Source organism: Alteromonas sp. D210916BOD_24, from assembly GCF_047159385.1.
In the GTDB taxonomy this organism is placed as follows: Bacteria; Pseudomonadota; Gammaproteobacteria; order Enterobacterales; family Alteromonadaceae; genus Alteromonas.
This window is the reverse complement of sequence record NZ_AP038333.1, coordinates 2,023,681-2,044,843: the sequence shown is the minus strand read 5'-3', so window position 1 is coordinate 2,044,843 and position 21,163 is coordinate 2,023,681. Positions and strand designations below refer to the sequence as shown.

Sequence of the window (21,163 nt, the reverse complement as noted above, 5' to 3'; positions counted from 1 at the left end):
GCATTTAGCATTACAAACCATGGTGACGCCTTATATGCGTTATTTTACCTAAATCGTTAAACTCTAGTGACATAATGTTGATAGCGGTATATTCGATAGGTTTATCCATATGGCTTGGTTGACCTTTTGCGTGTTCGCTAAATTTAACAAAGGTCACATTTCGGCCCACCATAATTTCAAGAATGTCTATATTACTGAAGTAGATTTTGTCGTCTAACTTCGCAATCATTCCAGCTTTTAACTCTTCTTTGCTTGTGACTGTCACATTAAATTTAACGTGTTCATCTTTAAACTCATCAGCTAAAAACGATAAAAAATGCTCAACGTCTTTTTCATCTGAATCGGGTTGCTGTCGCTGATTTTTGGCTTCAATAAATTGCTGCGTTAGCGCTATCAATTCTGCTTCAGTAAGTGGGCTGTTGGCTTGTGCGGACAGCGATATTAGGTATGCCAATAAAATTAAAAGAATTTGCTTCACTAAAATATCCTTAGTTGTCTACGCTTATTGTGCTAAGTGCTGTTACCAATAACGTTCCACTTTGACAGAATTTTCGCCAAAACAAAAGGGACCTACTTACTTCAAAAATAATTCCATTTGCACATCACACCGGGCGTAGGGTGAGGTTGCCCCTTTGATATGTTCAAAGCCCAGTTTTTTGTATAGGTTGATGGCAGGGGTTAACACACTATTGCTTTCCAGATACAAACGTTTGGCATTCATCAGTTTTGCTCTTTCAATAAGAGTAGTGCCCAATAATAGTCCAATCCCTTTGCCCTGAGCGTGCGGGGATACAGCCATTTTAGCCAGCTCATACGTGTCGCCATCCATTTTTATCAGGGCGCAACAACCCACGGGTTCACCCTTGTCTAATGCTATAAGAATGGTGCCTGAGCGGTTAAGAATATAGCCTTCGGGGTCGTCCAAGGCATTGTGATCGGGTTGTTCTAATTGCCAGTGTTGGCTTATCCACGCTACGTTCATTGCTTTAAAAGCGGCTTTGTATTTAGGCGCGTAATCGACGACACTAATATCACGGTCTTCTTCAAATACCCGTGTACTGATGGGTCTAAATTGCAAATGCCGCTGGGTAACGGTTAGTGCTTCCCATAGATCTATGCCTGTTTCTGATTTAAGTTTGTTCATGGCATGGTCAATAGCAGCACATTGTTTTTCCATTGCCGGTATCATGGCTTTTGCACGTGCATTTAGTTCCACCAAGGTGACCCGTGAATCCTCGCTCGATTTAACACTATCAAGTAAGTCGGCGGCTTTCATTTCTTTCACGATTTTACTTACTGAAACATGTGAATGATTGATTTCCTTAGCAATATTGACCACTGATTCGGCGCCGTTTGAAGCCAAGAAATAAAATACCGGAAACCATTTCGGTTCAATATTAAACCCAAATTTGGCATAGGTTTTTTCAGCATCTTTCGACACTTGTGCCGCCATTTGGCGCAGAGCTGTGCCTAGTGCAATGTGTCCCAGTTGATTAAATGCTTTCATGTTTTACTATATCCGTAACCGATTACGGATATAGTAAAAGTAAAATAGATAAAGTGTCAAAGCAATTTTATTTCACACGAAAACAGCCGCGCTTTTGGTTGGTGTTACAGGTGTGCTAGTGCGAGTTCTGTTTGATAGTTAAGTTCATCGTCAATTTTCCAATGCTGGGGGCTCCAGCCGATTAAAAAACGATGAAAATCGGCGCAGGCCATACAGTAAAGCTTTCGCCACTGCTCCTCTACTGCGTCAGCCTGTGATGCAGATAAGGGGAAATGCTCGGTAGTGCCGTCAATTAAAAACAGGCGTCGATAGATGAGTGCCCGCTTTAACGCCTGAAAATACACATCCAAACACGCCTCGCCATGTAACCTGCGCTGTTGGGTGGTCAGTGCACTTCCCAAAAAATAAGCTACGTCTTTTACACCCACCCCAAAACCCACATATTGAAAATCTACCGCCGCGTACGATGACATGTCTGGTGTAAAACAGAAATTAGCTACCTTTGCGTCACCGTGAATAAGGGTTTGGTAGGTGGCCGATGAAAGGCAATTAGCGATGGAGGCAGCGGCGTCTTTAAGTGGGCCTTCAGGCATATTATTAAACTCGTCCTGTCGGGTTGCCAGATGCCAGTAGCTACCTTCTGGCCACACGTTAATGCCTTGGTGAGTAATGTTGTCGGTCACATTTAAAAATTGCCCGTGAAATGCGCCAAGCCATTGAAGTACCACTTCGGCCTGTTTGACGCTAAGTGCATCACGTGTTTTTGTATAGCCTAAGGGGGCGAGATCTTCCATCACTAACAAGCTGTCTGTATCGCGGGTGTCTGAGGCAATACAACGGGGAACTTTACATGCTTCAGTGGTAAAAGGCTGAAGGTGTTGGTAAAAGCTGTTTTCTATGGCAAAAGACGCCAGTTTACGCTGGTGACTGGTATCGCCATTCCAGCCTTTAGGGTGATTCAACACCGTAGGAGGTGTGGCACATTTCGCGACGACAGCGTGTTTTGCTTGAACGCCTTTAGGCGCACAGGCGAGGGTGGGGGATGTGAGAGTCGCACGAAAACACGCGCCGTAACCACTCCACAGTGATTGGATGAGTTTTACATCACTGACTGAAGCGTTACACAATTGGCTTAGCCACGCTAAATGTGCGTTATCGACGTTAGCTGGCATTGGTATGCCGTGATAGGCGTAGTTGTAAAATCATGAATGGGTGTGCGACTGACCATCAATAGCAAGGATGTTAAGCGAAAATAGCCCTAAGTAAAAATAGTAATACGTAAAACCAGGTAAAACAGTGGCTATTATTCACTGGCACCTCTTGCTGTTAATTGGTCATGCATTGTTCCTGCTAGCATAATCAAAGCAAACAATATGGCAGCTTTAGTTTTCCGTTGTGCCATTATAGTTGTAGGCATAGTACACAACCGGAATAACCAACAGAGTGAGCACGGTAGACACCAGTAAACCAAAAATAAGTGACACTGCCAGTCCTCCGAAAATAGGGTCGTCGAGGATAAAAAAGCCCCCCATCATGGCTGCGACAGCAGTTAGCGCAATGGGAATTGAGCGAACTGCTGCAGCTTCAATGGTGGCAGTTTGTAAATCTTTACCGGTAGCAACCTGTTGCTGAATAAAGTCCACCAGAAGAATTGAATTTCGAACAATGATGCCGGCCAGTGCGATCATGCCAATCATCGAGGGGGCAGTAAATTGCTGACCGAGTAGCGCATGTCCAGGCATGATTCCAATAATAGTCAGTGGAATCGGTGCCATGATGATTAAAGGTACGGAGTAAGATCTAAACTGCGCAACCACCAGCAAATAAATCATGATCAGGCCAATGGAGTAAGCAATCCCCATGTCACGAAAGGTTTCGTAAGTTACTTGCCATTCACCATCCCACTTAACACTCCATTGATATGGATTATCTGGTTGAGCGGTATAAAACTGTTCAGCAAAGGCACCTTCCACCGATGTGTTATTGAGTGTCTCTGCAATGGTGAAAAGGCCATAAAGCGGGCTATCTGTTGCGCCAGCAACATCACCGGTAACATACACTACAGGCAATAAGTCCTTGTGATGTATACTTTGTTCACGAGTGGTCTCAATAACGGTTGTAACCGCAGATAATGCAACTAGTTCACCCGACTGAGATCGTACATGTAGGTTTTGCAGTGCCAACAAGTCGTATTTATTAGTGCTTGGCAGCGTTAGCCGTATGGGGTAAGGCGTTTTTGCAAATTCGTCATGTAAGTAGGAAACATCTTCGCCATAAATTGCAGCATTGACGTCCTGTACAATCGTTGCCTGACTTACGCCTAATTTAGCCGCTCTGGCTCGGTCGACTACCAGCACCCATTTTTGTTGGGGCGCTTCAATCGTATCGTCAACATCAACCACTTCGTCAGTTGATTCAAAAATAGTTCTGATTTGTCGTGCAACCGATTGTTGGCGTGTGTAGTCCAGCCCATAGACTTCGGCGACGAGTGGCGAAAGAACCGGTGGGCCGGGCGGCATTTCCACCACTTTCACACTGGCGTTATAGCGCTGCGCGGTTGGGGCTACTAAACGACGAGCCTCAAGAGCGATCTCATGACTCTTGCGGTGACGCAAATCCTTGTGTACCAGGTTGACCTGAATTTCCCCCATATTGGGCTGTGAACGCAGATAATACTGCCTCACCAGACCATTAAAATTAATCGGTGCAGCTGTGCCAGCATACAATTGGAAATTATCCAGTTCAGGAAGGGCAGTTAAGTCGCTGGCAAGTGCCTGTAACGTTGCGTAAGTATCTTCTACGGTTGTACCTTCCGGCATATCAACAACCAGCTCAAACTCACTTTTATTGTCAAAAGGAAGCATTTTCATGATCACATCTTTGCTGACTACCAATGCCAAAGACACGGTAATTAACACAAAAATTCCAATCAGCAAAAACACGCGATTATTACGCCCAGCCCGGGCGTTTAGGAACGGTGTTAAGAGGCGGGTGAAAAACGTACCAAACCGGATTTTTTGATCATGCGGGTCAGTAACGTCGTCATGCGTATGATGTTTAAACATACGCAAAAATAACCAGGGCGTTAAAATAAAAGCCACCGCCAAGCTGATTAACATACCGGTTGACGCATTGATAGGGATAGGCAACATGTAAGGCCCCATCAAACCGGTAACAAACGCCATGGGCAATAATGCTGCGATAACGGTAAAGGTGGCAAGGATTGTTGGCCCACCGACCTCTTCGACGGCCATCGGTATAGATTCTTTTAGGGTCTTGTTACCTAAAGACATATGTCGGTGAATATTTTCTACCACCACAATGGCATCATCAACCAGAATACCGATAGAAAAGATAAGCGCGAAAAGCGATACTCGGTTGAGCGTAAAACCCCATGCCCAAGACGCAAATAATGTAATAGCAAGGGTAACGACAACTGCAACGCCGACTACAACAGCTTCACGCAGCCCCAACGCAAAAAAGACTAATACAATTACAGATAGCGTCGCAAAGATAAGCTTTTTAATTAATGTCTGTGCTTTCTCTTCGGCCGTTGCCCCATAGTTGCGTGTAATCGTTGCTTCCACGCCGTCAGGAAAATAGAGCCCGCGCATTTGTTCAAACCGTTCAGTCACCGCGTTGGCAACATCAACTGCATTTTCACCAGGTTTTTTCGCTACTGACACTGTCACTGCCGGGTAGTTCATCGCCGCGTTATGGCTATTAGCCGTGCCAACACCATAAGCAACATAATTGGCGGGTGTCACAGTGCTCTGTTTTACGGTAGCTACATCACGAACAAAGATAGGTGCATTGTTATACACGCCAACAACTAAAGCGTTGACATCATCTACGGATGTTAAGAAGGTCCCTACCTGCAGTTGAATAACCTCATTTTGAGTGGCAAGGGAACCTGCATCAGCCGATGCATTGGCCGACGCAAGTGCGTTGCGAAAGTCATTCAGCGATAACTGATAGGAAGCGAGTCGGTTAGGATCTATTTCAATCCGAACAATGCGTGACAAACCACCAATTGTTTCAATGTCACGGGTACCAGGCACACGTTGTAGTTCCGTTTCCAATACATGTGCAATACGTAACAGATCCTCTCGGGTAAATTGCGGATCTTCACTCCATAAGGTCCCGGTTACCACGGGTACATCATCAATCCCTTTGGGTTTTATAATAGGCTGTAACACCCCAAGATTACCGGGCAAAGCATCTTGGTTAGAATAGAAAGCGTTGTACAACCGAACAATTGCATCTGTTCGAGGTTCACCTACGGTAAAACGTACAGTGAGGATCGCCATACCCGGTGTTGAGGTTGAGTAGATGTGTTTCACCCCTTTTATTTCCGATACCACTTGTTCAGCGGGTGTCGTGACCAGCGATTCGACTTCTTTAGCCGATGCACCGGGAAATGGAATGAACACATTGGCAAAAGTAACGTTAATCTGAGGCTCTTCCTCGCGAGGCGTTACTGCAATAGCAAAAATACCCAGTAATAATCCAACAAGCGCCAGAAGAGGCGTAATTTGTGACGTCAGGAAGGCTTTTGCTATACGACCAGAAAATCCCAATGATGATGACATACGGATTTCTACCCCTGTTTAACGAAATGTTGCTTTTTGTAGCTTGCGGCGGCTGCAATAACGTCGGCAGCAACAGTATCGCCGTCCAGGACACCGGATAACACAACCGTATTACCATTTGTCAATGAACGACCTAAACGAACATACTGAAACCGCAAACTATTCTCTTTGATAACATATACGCCATTGACTTCACCCCGACGGGCAATGGCACTATCAGGAACGGTAATGTGTGTTGTGTCACCCAATGCAAAAGCCACTTTTACCAGCGTGCCCGGATACAACGCACTTTCTTGCTGATCGTTTGGCAATTCCACTAAGGTGTTGAAGCTTTGTGTTTGTGGATTAGCACTGGGAGAAATACGTAATTGCTCAGCCTGAATAGTGTTGCCATTGTCGAGGATGACTCGTGCTTGCTCCTGTTGCCGGATTGGCAGTATGTATTGTTGAGGGATATCTACCCGTACACGTAAATCGTTTAATGAAACGCCCTCAAGTAATGGGGTACCAACGGTTACCGTTGCGCCAACATCAATTAATCTACTAACCATCACACCACTGTATGGGGCTACAACGGTAGTATATTCCAGCCTTTGACGGGCATCCGCTAAGGCTGCTTTGGCCGACTCGACTCGCGCCGCCGCGCTTTGTTGTGCAGCGAGCGCCTGATCATATTGTGATTTGGACACAACGCCTTGTTCATACACATTTTTCATTCGCTTTAACTGAGCGTCTGCTTCTGCAAAAACAGCATTGGCTTCTTTTAACTGAGCTTCAGCAGCTTTCACACCGGCATTTTGTTCGTTGGCAGTTATTTTGGCAATGACATCGCCCTTAGCAATATAGTCACCGACATCATAGGGTAGTTCGGTAACCCGCCCGGCGGTTTGCGCAGACACGGTTGCGCGATTGACGGCCTCGACAGTCCCATCAAGACTTAATTCTTCTGTGACGATTTGTTTACTGGCCAGAACGGTCTTGAGTTCGCCAATACTTGCAGTTATTCCAGGCGTCAGAGGTCGGGAACTTTCGGAGCAGCCAGTCAATAGAAAAAAGACTAACAGCGTAGCCGCAAAGTGAAACTGAGATGGAAAATGGAATTTCATAGGGTATCCTCAGCTGCTGGAATATAACGGTAAGCATACAATTATGGGAAAAGTAAGATACTGTAGCATCGTTTACTTCAGTCTTTAAACAGGAATGACAATTAATTGATTTATAACAAGGCTTGTATAAGAAATTTGCCTTATGCCCAATAGCGACTAAATTTTATTACAGTCGCTTGTTTTAGCGACAAAAAATAATATAAATCTAACTATTGGGAAAACCTATGAAGAATACTTCTAAAGTAATTGCTGCGTTATTATTCGTAAGTGTGTTCAATGCTTACGCTGTTGACCTAGTAAGCGGAGATAACTCTAATTTAACCGCCATGTGTATTGCTGCAGCGACTTCTGATGAACACGTAGATGCAAAAGCAAAGGAATTTGGGTTCTCTAGTCAAGAACTCGAGTCCTTTACTTGTAATGGCATGACGTTAAAGGAATTTGCAAAAGAATATCGAGATGATACATCGGGCACGCCAGTTGTCGTTTACACGTTTGAAGAGACAGTGAGTAGTCGTGAAACTCAACTTTGCATTGCCGCTGCAAAATCAAACGAAGAGTATGAAAAAGTTAAAAAAGATCTTTTTAATGGAAACGTTGATTCAGTAGCGTGCAACGGTCTCAGTCTTGAGCGCTTTGCCAAACGATACGGTAATAGAGGGTTTAAAATTTAGATAACGCATGGGGCGAGCCCGATATATTCACCGCATTACGCTGTGGAATAAACGACGCCCCTTTTTTTGTTATCATGATTACGCAAGAGCATCAGTTCTGTAGATGTGCTTTGTTCTTCACTCATTTGATAGTCATCAACATTTGAGGCTTTCTGTCCTTCAACATCGATAACCCATCATGTCCCTGTTGGCTAAAATTAGCTGTAGGTAATTTAGTAAAATGCAATTATAGTCGGACGGACACTTAAAAAAAATTATTTAAAATCATGAGCTATAAACTTGCGCGCATCATAATTATCACTTGCCTTGGGCTGAGTTCCTCTAATATCACTGCACAACCACAACAGCCATTGTCGCCATTCATGTTAAGCGATTTGTATAACATTAAAGACGTGGGCTCGCCGACGTTCTCGGTCGATGGCGAACGAATTGTATATACCTTAACTCAAGCAAATGCCGAAACCGACCAATACCAAACGGACATCATGCTAACTGACAAAAACGGTAAGGTAACGGAGGTCACCCATACCGCTGATAAATCGGAATTTAATCCGGTTTGGAGTCCCGATGGTAATCAATTGGCGTGGTTGAGTGATGCAACAAAAACCGAAGACGTACAAATTTTTGTTGCTGACGCAAATGGCAAAAATGCCAAGCAGTTAACGGCGTGGCAAGGCACAATTTCCGATTTGGTTTGGCTGGCCGATAGCCAATCTTTCGTCATCGTTGGCGAAGCGACTTTGGCTAAACAAGGGCCGAATCCGTTGCCAATCGAAATTGATCGGTTTCACTATAAAGACGATGAAAGAGGGTACATTACCACGGCTCAACAATTGTATGTGGTTGATGCGAAAGACGGTAGCGTAAACCACCTTGCCACGTTTGAGCACGATGTTCACCAGCCGTCGCCGTCTCCCGATGGTAAATGGCTAGCCTTTGTTTCAAAAACGCCACCGGATACCGACCGTCATATTAATTCTGATATTTACCTGATGAATTTGGCGAGCCGAGAGATAAAGCAAGTGTCTCATTTCGATGGTCCCGACAGCGATCTGTATTGGGAGTCTCGTCCGGCGTGGTCTCCTGATTCCACAAAAATAGCGTATTTGCGTTCGGGCGAGCAAAAATGGATGTATTACCATCCGAACCAAATTGTGGTTACCGATATTGAAACGGGCCATGAATGGTATCCGGCGCACATCGATCGCAGTTTTTACAAACCGAGATTTGCATCCGATGGTAGCCTGTACGCTCTGTTAGAAGAGAGTCGAAACACCTACCTGGTTAACATCGATATGTATACCGGTCGCATTGTACAACTCACCAAAGGCGATGTTTACGGCTTCAATTACAGTGTGTCATCACAAGGTGAGGTGGTAGTATTACAAAGCACCGATGTCCAACCCTTTGCCCTCTATATGGTTAAGCCGACGGTTAACTTGCTGGTGGATCACAATGGCTTTTTAGCCGAGCGGCAGTTGGTTAAATCAGAAGACTTTAGCTTCACCGCAAAAGATGGCACTGACATTCATGGCCTTATCGTTAAACCGCATAATTACGATGCGAAAAAACGCTACCCGACGATTCTGCGGGTACATGGCGGACCGGTATATCAGTTTTCTCACGAATTTATGTGGGATTGGCAGCTCTATGCAGCGAGGGGGTATGTCGTGGTGGCCGTTAATCCGCGTGGCTCATCGGGACGGGGTTTTGATTATGCGAAAGCTATTTATGCCAACTGGGGCTCTGTCGACAAAGACGACTTATTAACGGCGATGAACTACGTGGTTGAACAAGGCCTAGCCGATCCCAATCGCTTGGCCATAGGCGGTTGGAGTTATGGCAGCATTTTAACCAATTACGTTATTGCCAGTGACAATCGTTTTAAAGCTGCGGTGAGTGGTGCAGGTACCAGCAATATGTTGGGCACTTACGGTTACGATCAATATCCCATTGAATATGAGTTAGAGCTAGGTACGCCTTGGCACAATAAAGATGCCTATGAGCGGGTCAGTTATCCATATTTGCACGCCGATAGAATTAAAACCCCAACCTTATTTCAATGCAGCGAGCTAGATTTTAATGTGCCGTGTTTAGGGGCTGCGCAAATGTATCAAGCGTTAAAGTCGCTGCGCGTTGATACGCGTTATGTGATTTATCCAGAGCAGCATCATGGTATTGGTGTGCCGTCCTACTTAACACATCGCATGCAACAGAATTTAGATTGGTATGGAAAGTATTTAAAGGTTTCAAACTAGAGGGGAATGTCGGACCTGCAGCGCAGGTCCGAGGCCTGAATATTACTGAGTTAAATCGGTTAGAATTGAGTACCACATATTCATTGCAAATGGCAGGGCTGCCACCGGCACACGTTCATTTAAGCCATGCGCGTATTCGTCAGATGCTTTCATGAAAATACCCGTAAAGGTATAACTGGGGATCCCTGCAGAGCGAAAGTGCATCGCATCAGATGCGCCAGATGCCATATGCGGAATGATTGGCAGTAGCGGATACACCGAATGAATGCTTTTGCTCACCGCACCAAACACATCTTCCCGAATTGGTGATGCGTCACTTTCTTTCTGACCGTCGTAAATACGCCATTCAAGTTTGTCGTTAGCCGCGACTTTCTTAAGTGTGGCTAAGGTTTTTGCTATGCCTTCGCCTGGGAATATACGACAGTTCACGGTTGCCACTGCTGACTGAGGAAGGGCATTATCAGCATGTCCTGCGCGCAGCATTGTAGGAATACAAGTGGTGCCTGTACTGCCAACGTATTCAGGGTACGAACGCAATACCGCTAAGGCTTTTTTATCATTTGGATCTTCGGCAAATTGCTTCATAGCAGTACCAAGCTCGCCACCTATCATGGGGGCTATTTGTTCAAAATAACTGCGGGTAATGCTGCTGTGAGCCACTGGAAACTCATAATTAAAAATGTTTTGCAGCGCGCTCATTAAGTCTTTAATGGCATTGTCGCTGCGAGGCAAAGAGCTGTGGCCACCGGGATTAACCGCTTTAACTTCAAACGAAGCGTAGGTTTTTTCTGCGCTGTCGATCATGAAAGATACCGGATTACCTGCTTCGTCGAGCTGACCACCGCCGCCGTCGGCTACAATGGCAAATTCCGCATCAATCAGATGACGGTGTTTCTCGACCAGAGCTTGAGTAGTTAGCATTAAGGTTTCTTCGTCGCCAGTTAGGGCGAGAATGATGTCGCGATTTGGCACATAACCTTCGGCTTTTAAACGCAATAATGTGGCGCTCATGACGGAAATTGGAAATTTATCGTCAGAGGTGCCACGGCCATAAAAATAGCCATTTTCTTCAATTAACGTGAACGGGTCACGCTCCCAGTCTTCCGGTAGGGCGTCGACAACGTCCATATGAGCAGACAATAAAATTGGTTTTTTGCCAGAAATTGGATCACCACGGTAGCGCACCACGAGAGCGACGGTGTCTTCCACGGGAATAATATGGATGTCTTGCTCATCAAAGCCGCCAGCTTTAAATTCGTTTGCTAACCAGTTTGCCATTTCTGGTACTTTACCGAATCCCGGCGCGGTGCGCATGGCAACAGACGTGCGCAGTAACTCTAATGCTTTGTCTTGAAATGGTACGGTGTTATTGGTTGCAGCGGTCGCATTAATACTGACTGTGGCAAGGGCGACAGCAAGCAAATTCTTATAGTGCTTCATTATTATCCTTATTATCTGCGGAACACATTCGGCAAGGTTACTTACCTGATAGGTAACAGAATTTATCATACATAAGAGCAAGTAATAATTCATTTCATGCCATAAAGGAATAGAGTCAGAAGGGGGTTTCAGTGTAGTAACAGCTTTATGGCGCTTTGAATTCGATGTTGTATTGCCAAACAAAGGGCGTGCCAACGAGCTTATTAATATTCAATATTATTGCTAAAGCACCTGTAAGCTTGAATATTAATAGGTACATTTATATATTGTGGCGGTAAATTAACTCGAAAATGATAGGGAATCATGAATTTAATAGGGAATTTCTTTTTTGGTTTATTGTTATTATTTTACTGTTCAAGTTCGATATTAGCGCAACAGCATACTTTAGAAGAGCATGTGCTAAATTCAAAAATACTCAATGAAGAACAAAAAATAAGTGTTTACCTTCCTGAGAAGTATGGAGAAAATTCTGATCACAGATACCCTGTAATATATGCTTTGGACGGCAAGTATTATAAACAAATGGTTAGCGCGGTCATCGCTCGCTTTTATGGTGACTGGCTAATTCCTGAAACTATTGTTGTCACCATTGATAATGAAAATCGCATCAGAGATTATACTCCTAGCCCACACGCAACTGCCAATGTACCCAGCGGTAAAGCTGATGCTTTCTTAGACTACATTGAAAAGGAACTTATTCCTTTTGTAGACTCGAATTATCAGACTTCTGAATTTAGAATTTTGGAAGGTCACTCCCTGGGTGGTTTATTTTCGTTATATACCGTTCAAGCTCGGCCTGAGTTATTTACAGCACACTATGCTTTCAGCCCATCCCTTCACTGGGGGGATAATAAAACAGTGGAAAAAATAATTACTTATCTTTCATCACGAAAGTCTTTTGAGAAATTCATATATATGAATTTAGGGGATGAAATAATAAAAAGTGATTATGAATCAAGAAATACAATGAGCACTTCTTTTTTAAGGTTACAAACCTTTTTCAAAGAAAATAGTGTTCCAGGATTAAGAGTGAAAAGTGAAATATTAAAAAACCTTCCTCATGCTGCGACAAATATTTCCGGTTTGGTAAATGCAACTAACGAACTTTATAGAAACTGGGTTTTACCTTTTAATGTAATGGAGAGAGGGCCCGAAGCAATTTCTGAACACTATGAAAAGCTATCAACCGACCTTTACCATGAAGTTAAACCACGCATGGAGCCAATCAATTACGCTGCCGACTATATGACCAATGGGGTTCACTCTCCAGAGAAAGGTATAAAGCTATTAGAATATAACGCTGCATTATACCCAGACTCTGCGTGGGTTAATTTTAATTTAGCCAAAGGTTACAGGCAACGTGAAGAAATGACGCTCGCAAAAAAATACGGACAAAATGCTTTGAAGCTAATAGCTCAAGATAACGAAGAGTTAAAATCTTCAATTATTAATTTTCTTGAGGCTTTATAATTTTATCGATGTAATTCCTCTAAAGGCCTGAGGTTGGTTTCAGCTAGAAATGTGAAAAGGTCCGATTTTGGCTCATGCCAGATATTCTGTGATACTAACCTAACAGCCCGCTGTATGTATTAAGCTGAACAGCTAAGGTGGTTCGAAGACAGACTGCATCATACGTGAAGCTGCCGTTGGCTTATTGCATTTGAGTGGCAAAACGAGTGGGCAACGACATAAGCGTATTGCGAAGCTAATTATTTATCTAGATGAGCTGCGTCGCTCCAATATTCAGGAAAACGACCCAATCGTTTGTTTTTCTCTTTAGCATTTTATCCAGATCGCCAGCTTTCCTATATGTAGCAATATGATAGCTAGTTTGGTAATAATAGTGAAAATATAAAAGTAAGCGATGTGTTGGCAGAAAAACGCGCAAATAGAGCCATATTAAATTGTTAAATCTCTCGAGAGAAATTACATGGACCAGAGTTTAATTAAGAATATTCAAGGAAGAATCGATGTTCTCAAAATTGAGCTGATTGATAACCTTGATGAAAATATCGAAAGAATGAAAGCAGAGCATTCTGCCAAGGGGCTTTTGAGATCTGGGGCTACGATCAAAAGGGTTATGGAGGAAATAAATAGCCTTGTTGATTCGTATTATTCAGATATTCTAGAACACCTGAAGTCTCTTCCCTTAAAAGCCTCACCAATTTTGGAAGAAAGCCTAAACCAAGAAATAGATGAGGGTATATCGTCAATTCTTCCATTAGCAAATGATAGGCTGAGCGCCATAACCGCCTTTGTTCAAAAGCCAGAGCTATATGAAAGAATACGTCCTGATGTGGAGGCTGAAAACTCAAAAATCAAACTTCGCTTCGAAAATAATCTAAATGCTTATTTGGTTGATTTGTTGAATACTCAAGAGCAAAGCACTAGGCCATGGGAAGATGAGGTATTAAAGCTATGGAGGTTTGCCACTAAAGGCAAAAGGAAAGTGCTTACCTTCCCCCTCGTAGCCATATTCATATTAATACCCGCTTTCGCTGGGCTGTCCGATTCATATTCAAAAATATTTACCAAACTCTCAGCCATCGTGCAGCAAGAAAAATCTGTACCAAGCAAAAGTGAGTCGGATGTCTTTAATGAGTGGATCATAGTAATTGGTCATGCTAAGTCAGAAAAGTCAGCGAAAGAATTAAAGGGTAATTTTAAAAAGGCATATCTGGCTTCTGGGCACGTAAACTACAAGAATGAGCCTATATGGGTTAACGACATATTTCACGTTAGGCATCCTAAAGAGAAAGGTATATGGCTCGTAGTAATAGATGCCTTTTCTGGGGAATCATCTGAAAAACAGGTGAAAAAGGGGTTGGATGAGATGGCTCAATTGGCATTTAACTCAAGGCAACTTACAAATACTCTTGGCCATTTCTTATATGGCAGTAGTGTCATCTATTATAAGAAGTCTGACTTTATTGATACATATGGAAAGATTGTCGGTCAGTAAAGATTTAACATGGCGCTGCTGTTGGACAATTTTTCCGCTGCGCTCCAAATTTACCGCAGAGCGCGGCGTTATATGCCCAAGGAGAATTCAACTTATGGATAAACTCAAAAAAGTATTAATCGCAATAGCGTTCCTTATCCCATCATTCATTATTGCTGGTTTACTTACCTACTTTCTGGCAATTATTGATTATGGTCCAGATCCGGGTACATCAATCGGCACAACATTATGGGGTGTTTGGTGCTTACTTTGTGGCTTTTATTTTAAAATGCCACGCTTTCAAAAAGCAGGTTATGTATTATTATTCTTTGCTATTGTTGTCTTGCTTGTGTAGGGCATATAACAAAACGCTTAAGTCGCAACCCGCTGCGCGGGTCGCTGGGACAAAAACACATTGCGGCTTCGCTATTTTCACACTGTGCTTTTGCCCCTTAGCTTAGTGTTAAGCGCAATCAATCATTACCGAGTGTCTATGGACGAGAACATATCAAAATTTCAGGAAATAAAGCTTTTGTTGGCATTTATAAGGCATGCCGATGAAAAAGGTAAAGTCAATTTTGACAAAACTAATATAGGCGAAGACCTTGGAAAGATAGTTTGGAATGGAAATTGGATTGACAGCTTGCTCTATAAGCTTAATGAGGCCGGAGTTCTTCACTATGAGGAAATAGGTGAGGATGGTTTTAAACCAATTATCATGGCTGGCGTGTCATCTCATACACATGAATATTTGGCAGGCCTCATCGAATCCGTAAACGAAGAACATAACGCTCTAGAAAGTCGAATTTCAGAAATTCTAACATTCAATCCAAAGTTATTATCAAAAACGATCTCTGACACGCAGGCAAAGCTTGACGAGGTTGCCGCCCATATTGGTGGCAATGAACTTTTAAAGCCTATAGAGAAACCACTTAAAGAAATCAGGCATCATTTTCAAAGTGTTAATGCTGTGTCATCGAACTACGAAGATATATATAAGAATATAATTCGGCCTGTCCAGGAAGAAGGCCGTTCAGGTGTAAAGGCTACGGTAAAGTGGGCTGTAATTAGTATTATTTTGTCTACATGCATTTCGTTAGCAATAAGCAACTGGAATAAAATCAGTGCGATACTGCAAGGCGCTTAACAAGTCAATTAACTGCGCCGGTTATTGAGGCGTTTTGTGGCAAAGAATCATGCAAAGATACAAAGTAAAACTAAACCTCAAAAGCTTTCATGGTGATCGAGACTTCGAATTCTTAGGTACATGGATTGGGTTTGCAGGTATGCTATTCGTTATAGGCTGCATATCTTTTTATCAATACCCTAGGCCTGCTGTAGCTGATTCTGTTCCAATTGTCGCTGGGGCTTGCTTTATCTATTGGCTAGCTACCCAAATTCGTTTTTTAATTGTCGTCTTTTGTATCCTATCTTTGCTGGCTTCAGTTTTATTTTTAGCTTATTCGGTATCAACAAATGTCGACTGCTCTCAAATAATTAATTCACGTCAGCAATTATATTGTGTTCAGGATAATCTCTATTCACGTGTTGCATTTGCGTATTTAGTTAGTTTATTTTTGGTTAGTTTGTATTATTCCGTAGGTTATTTTAAGCGTGCTACATAAATAATGATAAGCGGTTCTTAGGGTCCGCTTCATTGAAATGTTAGCTGACAAAATGGAGTAATAGGGAGATTAAAATGCTCAGACATATTTCTATTCTTATCGCGCTCATATTTTCCATGAATCTCTATGCAATAAACTGTGTTCCTTTAGAGCCTAAAGGCGGGCAAGATATTGATTTGGATACTAAAGGCTCTATTGATGGAAAGATAAAAGGAGCAATGTCAAAAATTGTCGGTTTAGAGGTTGATATAGATGGAGCATATAGTCTCGTAAGGAGGGAGACGTTGAAAGAGTATCCAGACGCAAACCAGTTGTATATATGGGAGAGACTGTTATTTCTGAATTGCGAAGTCATAAATGAATCAGAGATGACAGACTCGCAAAAGCTTTCAAGATTTGATGTTCTTTTAGAGAAAATGAGTTTTGGGCTACCAAACTTAAAAGCAAAGTCAACAACAGAATATAAAAATGTACTTGCTGACATCAGGACATCCCTTTACAGGAAAGATGAATTACTTTTCCCTGCCATGGAATCATTTCTCAATAATCGTACAGAGGCTAATTGGGCTGCGGTAGTTAGACAAGCTAAAGAGGACTCTGAGAAAATACGAGCAGGCATTCAGCGTTCAATGCTATACGATGCTTCCATAGAAAATAATGCTCAAGAAATTCGTTCCTCTTTAAATGGTATGGACACTGCGATAAGTAAAAAGTATTACAGAGAGTTCAAGGAAACTAGGAAAAAATGGAACGAAAAGCTTAGAAAGTATGAGTCCATACAAACTATTACAACAAAGAATATTCCTAGTGACGAACAGGTTCACGAGTGGCTGAATAACTTAAAGGTCATGTATTCACTACTAGAAACTGAATTAGATAAAGTGATAAATAACCATGTAAGCAGCTAACAAAGCGCTGCTAGGGACAAACCTACGCTGCGCTCCGGTTTGCCCAGGGCGCGGCGTTGATCGTCCGGTCCTTCTCTATTTGAGCCGGTAATAGCAGGCTGTAGGGCAAAAAAGTACGTGAAGTGGACATTGGCGCATTGATTACTTGATGGCGTTAATGCTCGAATTTCTGACATTTCATGACTGATAACAACCTTCTGCTTTAAGTAACATAGCTGGTCAAAGTATTATCATTGTTGATAGTTGGATGACAATCTGGATATACAGTTGCAGCCACCTTTTCTCTATATTCAGGAAATCGACCCAATCGCGCGTTTTTGTCCTAAACATAATTAGCTAAAATTATGTGTAACCTTTGTATTCTTTGACTTTCAGTAAGTTCAGAATGATGGCACTATGGATAGAAACGAGCACAAACTCGGGGAAATACGCGCAATTTGTGCACTATTAACTTGTTAGGTAACACAAGGAAAGTTGATGCAATACAGATCAATAGTATTAGTTGATGGGGAGAATTTAGTTCTTCGATATCAGCAAATGTTAAAAGATGGATATAAACCTATCGATGGTGTGATTCATGTAGAAGATACTTTTGTATGGCATCCAAAGTTAGTTGCTTCAGCAGGCGAAAAAGATGTAGTAAGAGTCGCATATTACACTACTGTAGTTGGTGATGATGTTAAGTTAAGAGAAACCAAAGAATTTATATCAAATACTGAATACGAATGTAAGTTGATGGATAAAAGGGATTGGTATGGAACATTAGTTCCTTATGTTTTTAAAAAAAATAGCAAAAAAGCCACTACAAAAAGTGTCGATATTAATCTTACTATTGATGCTTTAAGGTACGCATACGGGAGTTCAATTGAACAAATTGTCTTATTGACTGGTGATGGCGACTACATTCCTTTACTACGTGAAATAATGTCAAGAGGAAAAATGGTACAAGTATTTGCCTTGTCTAGCGGATTAAATAGTGGAATAAATCACAATGTCGATGATTTATGGCTCATAGACGATGAATTCTTTGAAGAAGAGATCGAAGACCCTACCTAAAAACTAATAAACCCGCTCGCTAAGTTGCATACACGCGGGGCAGTTTCTCTATTGTGCTTCACATGCCTTCGTCCGCTATTCAAAATTTAACGTCCGCTTAATTTGTCTTTTGATGCCTTTCAGTGATTACTGTTAGGCAGCATCGTACGTGAAGCAGACATTTAGCTCGCCCATGTGCACGCGCAACATGGTTTTTCAGTGGAAACGAGTGTTACTATGAAGTCTCAGTAATAAGTTGTTGGATTTAAATAGACTAATAAACATGGAGAGTAAGTTTGTTCAATTTATTGATTTCCTATAACCCTGAAACCTGGAACTTATCTCCATATGAATGCGACAAAAGTCGTGCTGTTGTTGAATACACTGCTGATGAGATAAGCGAGCGTTACAAGTTCTTTGATGAAAATGAGATTGAAGAATTAAAATCATTCCCAACCTTGTTTGTCACAGAAAATGAAGCTACTGAATCAAGAGTTGGCTACATTACAAATATAAGGGTAAGAAATAAATCTGTAGTATTGGATTATGAATTTGACCAGATATTACCCGCCCTGCCAATTGGTGCAATTGAGGCAATGCGTGTAGATATTGACTTAGGTGATTGGGAGTTATCTAGAACACATTGGGCAGTAAAAGATGAACCAATATTCGACATATTAGTTCGTCATGGATATATAACACAGCAGCAAGTTGAAGCTGCTCAACAAATAAGATCGCCAGAACCACCAGTCATTCCTCCTGTTCAAGGATTGGGAGGAGGTTTTAATAACTCGCAAGTCTTCATTGTTCATGGGCACGATGAAATTGCAAAGCTTGATGTAGAGAAATTTATAACTAGTTTAGGTTTACAACCAATAATCCTACACAAGCAAGCTAGCTCAGGAATGACAATCATTGAGAAAATTGAACACTACTCAAATGTAGGGTTTGGAGTTGTTCTATATACACCCTGTGATGTGGGGTCAAAAGTTGGCGCTTTATCTGGAAAGTTTAGAGCTCGTCAAAATGTAGTATTTGAACATGGGTATCTAATTGGCAAGCTAGGCCGCCCTAGGGTTACAGCCCTTGTTAAGGGGGATGTTGAAACACCTAATGATATTAGCGGTGTTTTATACGTTAGCATGGACACTACCGGCAGCTGGCAAGAGCAATTAAAAGTTGAAATGAGGAGCGCTGGTTATCATGTATAAATTTAACAAGCGCATGTTGCCGGACTTGTTTTCCGCTGCGCTCCAAACAAGTCGCCAATGCGAGCGTTAGGAGGCAATTGTGTCGAAGGAAGAAGATGACCTCTTGAATGGAAAAATAAGAAGCCCTAGTTTAAATGATAAACTATTTGTTGAGGCAGAAGATTGGTGGATGAATGCATGTTTGAACTGGTATCACGATCCAACCGAGTTGTATATCGTCGGGTATAAAGAAGCCGCTGACTCACTCGTAAATTCTATTGCCAACCGAAAAGGAAGTGCTGATTCCCTAATTTTTCCGATTGTTTTTTTGTATCGGCATTATGTTGAAATTAGGCTCAAATCATTGCTTCATGATGGGAGTCGGCTGTTAGATAGAGAGCATAAGCAAAAGTCAGAACATCAGCTATCGAAATTGTGGCCAAAAGTGCGAAGCATACTAGATGAACTTTGGCCAAATGACGAAGGTGAAGACCTTAAGGCAATGGATTCATTAATTGAACAATTTGAAGAAGTTGATCCCCGATCGACAACCTTCAGATACCCTAAAGATTTCGAAAGTAACAACTCATTAAAATTAGATGTTCCAAGGGTAAACTTGCGCAATCTAGCTGAAGTGGTTGGAACAATGTCTATAATTCTGGAGGGGTCAGCAAGTGCAATTTCAGAATATCAGGGCTACAGAAATGATATGCAAAGTGATTGCTGGTAAAGCTGTCACCTTTATTGTTCCAATAAAGCCCCAACTTCACCAAGCCATTGTTTGATGCATTGAATGTCCGTTCCTTGTCTTTTGATGCCAGCCAAAGCTGGTTGTAGGTTAACTGTGTACGTAAAGCGGACCTTGGAGCAATGAATTTTCATCTCAAAGGACAGTAGACTAACAGCAAAACCATCTGCACACTGAGCTACCAATCCTTGGCAAGGACACCATTGTTAGCCGCTCACACGCATACCTATAAACGACATCGGCCAAAGCAAACATTGCTATACCAATTGGTTGAGCAATATTATTCAGGTTTTCTGGAGTACCTTACCCATCAAGGAAAGACGTTACCACATCATGTCGACAGAGAGTTTGCAGAATTTCTAAAGTGTGGTCGGCTTGAGCATGGATTTCTCAGAAAGGCATTTGTTGAGCTAGCTAAAAGCTATTTTGATATCCATAGCATTCCATAAATAAGAGATATTATAAGCTGTTACTTTTTTGTGCGCTTATTGCTGGTTTTGCGTCAGCTTGCTATTGCGATATCCTGACTTATACTGTAGATTGCTTGCTGTTTATTAATTTTTGGTTGTTTTTTATGCGTCCAATTACCGGGCTTGGTGAAAAAAGTTTACGATCTGTGCCTTCATATAAGTTATTGAAGAGTAACCATCCTAAAGTGAAAGTTCAACTTCATTTTGACAATAGCCTGCCTAATGCTGGTTTTGCTGCGAAAAGCCTTGAGTCTTCTCTTAGTGAGTTACAATCAGGCTCTTATGTTGATAAAGCTAAACAGGTGTTAGCGAATAAAGAACAGTACATTGATCAGCACGATATTGATAACGAAACATTAGAACGTTTCGCCTTGTTTAGCCATGAGTTTGGCAAAGTTGAGTCTGGCCGATTGCTGGCTATTATCAATAAAAATCCTACCTTAAAAGCAGCTTTTAGTGAAATTCAAGAAAATAAAGATTTGTACCTAAATGACAATGCAACAATGAGTGATTTTTAGGCAATACCCTATAAAAAACTCATAACATGCTGTGACCCTTCTTTTGCTAATTTTCTAAAATTAAATACCTTTTTTCTGATTAAATAATGTGCAATGATAAAGCGTTTAGGTGATTTGTTTACCTGAATCAATCAATGTGCTGTATAGATAA

Annotated in this window: 19 protein-coding genes; 12 read left to right on the top strand and 7 right to left on the bottom strand. The window is 42.0% G+C overall.

The features are described from left to right. Nucleotides 1–10: 10 nt before the first annotated feature. The 5 genes from ACMCM8_RS08860 to ACMCM8_RS08840 form a co-directional block, all read right to left on the bottom strand. Nucleotides 11–478, bottom strand: coding sequence for a nuclear transport factor 2 family protein (locus ACMCM8_RS08860; protein WP_412727504.1), 468 nt, complete (start codon nucleotides 476–478; stop codon nucleotides 11–13). A 96-nt stretch (nucleotides 479–574) separates the two neighbouring features. Further along, nucleotides 575–1,507, bottom strand: a complete 933-nt coding sequence (locus ACMCM8_RS08855) for a bifunctional helix-turn-helix transcriptional regulator/GNAT family N-acetyltransferase (protein ID WP_412727502.1) — start codon at nucleotides 1,505–1,507, stop codon at nucleotides 575–577. 104 nt (nucleotides 1,508–1,611) lie between these two features. Then, nucleotides 1,612–2,679 carry a phosphotransferase gene (locus tag ACMCM8_RS08850; protein ID WP_412727500.1) on the bottom strand — a complete coding sequence of 356 codons (1,068 nt, stop codon included), beginning with the start codon at nucleotides 2,677–2,679 and terminating at the stop codon, nucleotides 1,612–1,614. Between the two features lie 210 nt (nucleotides 2,680–2,889). Continuing rightward, a complete protein-coding gene (locus ACMCM8_RS08845; protein WP_412727498.1) occupies nucleotides 2,890–6,099 on the bottom strand; it encodes an efflux RND transporter permease subunit in 3,210 nt (1,069 codons plus the stop codon). Nucleotides 6,100–6,107: 8 nt separating this feature from the next. After that, nucleotides 6,108–7,205, bottom strand: a complete 1,098-nt coding sequence (locus tag ACMCM8_RS08840) for an efflux RND transporter periplasmic adaptor subunit (RefSeq protein WP_412727496.1) — start codon at nucleotides 7,203–7,205, stop codon at nucleotides 6,108–6,110. Nucleotides 7,206–7,429: 224 nt separating this feature from the next. Between ACMCM8_RS08840 and ACMCM8_RS08835 the strand changes: the two genes are divergently transcribed. Further along, nucleotides 7,430–7,879 (top strand): hypothetical protein, encoded by a 450-nt coding sequence (locus ACMCM8_RS08835; protein WP_412727494.1) that lies wholly within the window; start codon nucleotides 7,430–7,432, stop codon nucleotides 7,877–7,879. A gap of 362 nt (nucleotides 7,880–8,241) precedes the next feature. Then, nucleotides 8,242–10,137: a S9 family peptidase gene (locus ACMCM8_RS08830; RefSeq protein WP_412727492.1), complete on the top strand. Its 1,896-nt coding sequence runs from the start codon at nucleotides 8,242–8,244 to the stop codon at nucleotides 10,135–10,137. Nucleotides 10,138–10,179: 42 nt separating this feature from the next. On the opposite strand, the gene ACMCM8_RS08825 is transcribed toward ACMCM8_RS08830, so the two are convergent. After that, on the bottom strand, nucleotides 10,180–11,577 hold the full coding sequence (locus tag ACMCM8_RS08825; RefSeq protein ID WP_412727490.1) for a M20/M25/M40 family metallo-hydrolase: 1,398 nt from the start codon (nucleotides 11,575–11,577) through the stop codon (nucleotides 10,180–10,182). Nucleotides 11,578–11,880: 303 nt separating this feature from the next. Here ACMCM8_RS08825 and ACMCM8_RS08820 point away from each other — a divergent pair, with 303 nt between their 5' ends. The 5 genes from ACMCM8_RS08820 to ACMCM8_RS08800 all read left to right on the top strand — a co-directional run bounded on the left by ACMCM8_RS08820 (nucleotide 11,881) and on the right by ACMCM8_RS08800 (nucleotide 17,051). Further along, the gene (locus tag ACMCM8_RS08820) at nucleotides 11,881–13,047 is read left to right on the top strand and encodes an alpha/beta hydrolase (protein WP_412727488.1); all 1,167 of its coding nucleotides are present in this window, start codon (nucleotides 11,881–11,883) and stop codon (nucleotides 13,045–13,047) included. Nucleotides 13,048–13,507: 460 nt separating this feature from the next. Further along, nucleotides 13,508–14,539 (top strand): hypothetical protein, encoded by a 1,032-nt coding sequence (locus tag ACMCM8_RS08815; RefSeq protein ID WP_412727486.1) that lies wholly within the window; start codon nucleotides 13,508–13,510, stop codon nucleotides 14,537–14,539. A gap of 94 nt (nucleotides 14,540–14,633) precedes the next feature. Continuing rightward, nucleotides 14,634–14,873: a hypothetical protein gene (locus ACMCM8_RS08810; RefSeq protein WP_412727484.1), complete on the top strand. Its 240-nt coding sequence runs from the start codon at nucleotides 14,634–14,636 to the stop codon at nucleotides 14,871–14,873. A 138-nt stretch (nucleotides 14,874–15,011) separates the two neighbouring features. After that, a complete protein-coding gene (locus ACMCM8_RS08805; RefSeq protein ID WP_412727482.1) occupies nucleotides 15,012–15,665 on the top strand; it encodes a hypothetical protein in 654 nt (217 codons plus the stop codon). A gap of 552 nt (nucleotides 15,666–16,217) precedes the next feature. Then, nucleotides 16,218–17,051, top strand: a complete 834-nt coding sequence (locus ACMCM8_RS08800; protein ID WP_412727480.1) for a hypothetical protein — start codon at nucleotides 16,218–16,220, stop codon at nucleotides 17,049–17,051. Here ACMCM8_RS08800 and ACMCM8_RS08795 read toward each other — a convergent pair. Further along, a complete protein-coding gene (locus ACMCM8_RS08795) occupies nucleotides 17,048–17,227 on the bottom strand; it encodes a hypothetical protein (protein ID WP_412727478.1) in 180 nt (59 codons plus the stop codon). The two genes, ACMCM8_RS08800 and ACMCM8_RS08795, sit on opposite strands and share 4 nt — an antisense overlap. Nucleotides 17,228–17,528: 301 nt before the next feature. Between ACMCM8_RS08795 and ACMCM8_RS08790 the strand changes: the two genes are divergently transcribed. The 5 genes from ACMCM8_RS08790 to ACMCM8_RS08770 all read left to right on the top strand — a co-directional run bounded on the left by ACMCM8_RS08790 (nucleotide 17,529) and on the right by ACMCM8_RS08770 (nucleotide 21,012). Further along, nucleotides 17,529–18,107: an NYN domain-containing protein gene (locus ACMCM8_RS08790; protein WP_412727476.1), complete on the top strand. Its 579-nt coding sequence runs from the start codon at nucleotides 17,529–17,531 to the stop codon at nucleotides 18,105–18,107. A gap of 275 nt (nucleotides 18,108–18,382) precedes the next feature. Then, entirely contained in the window at nucleotides 18,383–19,297 is a 915-nt protein-coding gene (locus tag ACMCM8_RS08785; RefSeq protein ID WP_412727474.1) for a TIR domain-containing protein, read from the top strand. Between the two features lie 79 nt (nucleotides 19,298–19,376). After that, on the top strand, nucleotides 19,377–20,006 hold the full coding sequence (locus ACMCM8_RS08780) for a hypothetical protein (protein ID WP_412727472.1): 630 nt from the start codon (nucleotides 19,377–19,379) through the stop codon (nucleotides 20,004–20,006). A gap of 221 nt (nucleotides 20,007–20,227) precedes the next feature. Beyond that, on the top strand, nucleotides 20,228–20,473 hold the full coding sequence (locus tag ACMCM8_RS08775; protein ID WP_412727470.1) for a hypothetical protein: 246 nt from the start codon (nucleotides 20,228–20,230) through the stop codon (nucleotides 20,471–20,473). 125 nt (nucleotides 20,474–20,598) lie between these two features. Beyond that, the gene (locus ACMCM8_RS08770; RefSeq protein WP_412727468.1) at nucleotides 20,599–21,012 is read left to right on the top strand and encodes a hypothetical protein; all 414 of its coding nucleotides are present in this window, start codon (nucleotides 20,599–20,601) and stop codon (nucleotides 21,010–21,012) included. The last annotated feature ends 151 nt before the right edge of the window (nucleotides 21,013–21,163 follow it).